A 2,329-nucleotide genomic window follows, 5' to 3' on the forward strand; every position below is an offset into this window, starting at 1 on the left:
CTAAACACCTAGGTAACGGTTGAAAGAATGCAGTACACCAAGATCGGAATGCCAATAAACAGGATCAATAACAGCAAGTTTAAGTCGATAAAGCGATGTAGCCCGCGTTGGCGGCTCCGTGATGGACGGCATGGTAAATTCTCGGCTTCTTCCTCTTCAACTTGCATGTGAAATCGAAGGGAGAAAAAACTCTCAGGTCTGGATACCAACACACGTCTAGTCAGGTTGTCCGCGTCCTGTGAAGCAATAGGCTCCGAACGGCGATCAATCGCCGTGAAATCAACATCAGCCATTTTTGGTTATCCGCATACTCGAGAACACGGTCGCGCCGAGCGCGTCCGTGAAAATCAGATCGAATAAGGCCCGAACCCGATCGGCATGCCGCCGAGCTCGGGCTACAGGCGTGCGGCGAGTTGGCCTGCGTGGTCGCGGAAACGCGAATATGGCGCGAAAGCGTACATGCTATTTAGATGACAACAACGTCATCTCTGGTCAACCCTAGTTCGTTGTTGCGTCTGAACCGCGGTTTGATAGCCAAAAGTCTCCCGAAAAGCGTGGAGGGCGCGGCAGCCTCACGTCCGCTCGTTTGTAGCGTCCCTCGGTTCCCTATCTCTACAGGCGACAGAACGACGTTTAGCGCGCATGTCGGCGCGAGGAGGAGGGCAAGACGATGTTCGTTGAAGGAATGTTGGAGGTGGCGCGCGAAAAGCTCGTGACGATCACCGATGATGCGCGGCTGATCGAAGCCGCCAAACTCTTGTCCTCCGGGACTGATCTCGTGATCGTATGCGACAGCGCGGGGGCCATACAAGGTGTCGTCACCAAAACCGATGTCGTCCGGCAAATCAGCGTCTGTCAGGGCGCAACCTGCATGTGCCCAGTTTCGACGGTTATGACGCGCGATGTTGCGCTGTGTCGGGAGGCGGATCTTCTACAGGACGTTTCCAAGCTGATGAAAGAGCGACATCTGAAGAATATCCCCGTCGTGGCCGCAGATAACCGACCCATAGGTGTACTTACTGCGCGAGCCATTCTCCGCGTACTGCTGGGTGATGCCGAATATGAAGAAGCGCAGTTGGCCGATTACGTGAAGGGCGTCGGCTACCGATGATGAATGCCCGCGCTACCAAACCACGCCTTTGAGGAAATCCCGATGCCTGACCCTGATCCACTCCTGGCCCCGACCGAGCTTGGCCAGCGAGCACTGTCGAGGTGGGACAATGAGGGTGGTGCGCTCGCATCCGCCCATGGAACTCACGCGGAGGTCCCCGACATGACCAACGCCGAACTTGTTCAGCTTCGCATACGCGTCATCGCGCTTGAGAACCTGATAATTGCTGTACTGGCGGAAGGCTCCGATCGGCAGCTCCAGGTGGCGCGGGAGATGGCGGATTACATCTCTCCCCGGCCCGGCTTCACGCATCATCCTCTAACGATTAGGGCAGCCGATCACATGACCGACCTCGTCGGTCGGGCCGTCCATTTCCGATCAGCGCAGCCGAAATGAATCCTGCGCAATCTTATAAAACCGTTGTGTTCGCTGAGAAAAACCTTCCGTAATGGCTCGGACGCTTATCAGACGCGATGTCGGCTTACGTTGATAGCGCCCCATTACCAGGCCACCGCCTGCCTTTACTCGGGAAATAAGCGCGAGCCGGATTCCGAGTGCATCATCCTAACTCTGTCCGTCGGCGAGCCGATCCGGCGACGCCGCAACTGCTGCCCGATGTTCGTTCTCTCGTCGTGCCATTTCCTCGTGGCGGCACAACGGGATTGGCTCGGGTGAGTCTCGGTAAAACTGGACGAGAAAGCGGACGGGTCCCAGCGGTTCGACGCAGTGAAGGATGGTTGGCTCGACAACGCCTGGTGCGCAATCCGGCGCAAGGATGCTCACGGCACCGGTCCGCCTCTGGTCTGTTACGTGGTAGCGCAAACGACCCTCTGCGACTTGTATCAGACCCCAGACGCCGGCCTTGGTGCAATGGTCCCTGAGTAGCCCGGCAGGAACAGAGGATTCGGTGAAGATGTCGGTCTGTCGGTACAAAACCAAACCCTCAGGAAGCTCGTTCGGGCTGTCAGAAGGCGTGTTGATGTCCATCACGCCGCCTCGGCATACAGCGTCTTCTCGCGCGATATCAGGACGTCAGCGAGAAACCAGTAGGCTTCGCCCCATGCAGCTAGAACCCTCTCGTCTACCGCATCACCCAGCACATCCTCAATCGCCGGGAGCAGCGCGTTTGCAACCGCGGGATAGTGTTCCGGCCTAATATGGGTGGCGATGTGGCGAGCAGCGATGCGCTCGATAGCGGGCTTCAACGCATCCAGCTTG

5 protein-coding genes are annotated in these 2,329 nt (G+C 57.5%); 2 read left to right on the top strand and 3 right to left on the bottom strand.

Annotated features, from left to right (window positions below; all coding sequences use genetic code 11):
- Nucleotides 1–8 precede the first annotated feature (8 nt).
- On the bottom strand, nt 9–293 hold the full coding sequence (locus tag NLI89_RS21520) for a hypothetical protein (protein WP_152555408.1): 285 nt from the start codon (nt 291–293) through the stop codon (nt 9–11).
- Nucleotides 294–670: 377 nt separating this feature from the next.
- On the opposite strand from NLI89_RS21520, the gene NLI89_RS21525 reads away from it, so the two are divergent.
- Nucleotides 671–1,111, top strand: a complete 441-nt coding sequence (locus tag NLI89_RS21525; protein WP_031439745.1) for a CBS domain-containing protein — start codon at nt 671–673, stop codon at nt 1,109–1,111.
- A 162-nt stretch (nt 1,112–1,273) separates the two neighbouring features.
- On the top strand, nt 1,274–1,507 hold the full coding sequence (locus NLI89_RS21530; protein WP_200874011.1) for a hypothetical protein: 234 nt from the start codon (nt 1,274–1,276) through the stop codon (nt 1,505–1,507).
- Nucleotides 1,508–1,675: 168 nt separating this feature from the next.
- On the opposite strand, the gene NLI89_RS21535 is transcribed toward NLI89_RS21530, so the two are convergent.
- Nucleotides 1,676–2,098, bottom strand: coding sequence for a DUF1971 domain-containing protein (locus NLI89_RS21535; protein WP_082441334.1), 423 nt, complete (start codon nt 2,096–2,098; stop codon nt 1,676–1,678).
- Nucleotides 2,098–2,329: globin domain-containing protein (locus NLI89_RS21540; protein ID WP_368077318.1), on the bottom strand; the 232-nt coding region annotated here is incomplete at its 5' end. The genes NLI89_RS21535 and NLI89_RS21540, both read right to left, overlap by 1 nt.

The sequence above is a fragment of the Sphingomonas faeni genome (assembly GCF_024273235.1).
In the GTDB taxonomy this organism is placed as follows: domain Bacteria; phylum Pseudomonadota; class Alphaproteobacteria; order Sphingomonadales; family Sphingomonadaceae; genus Sphingomonas; species Sphingomonas faeni_A.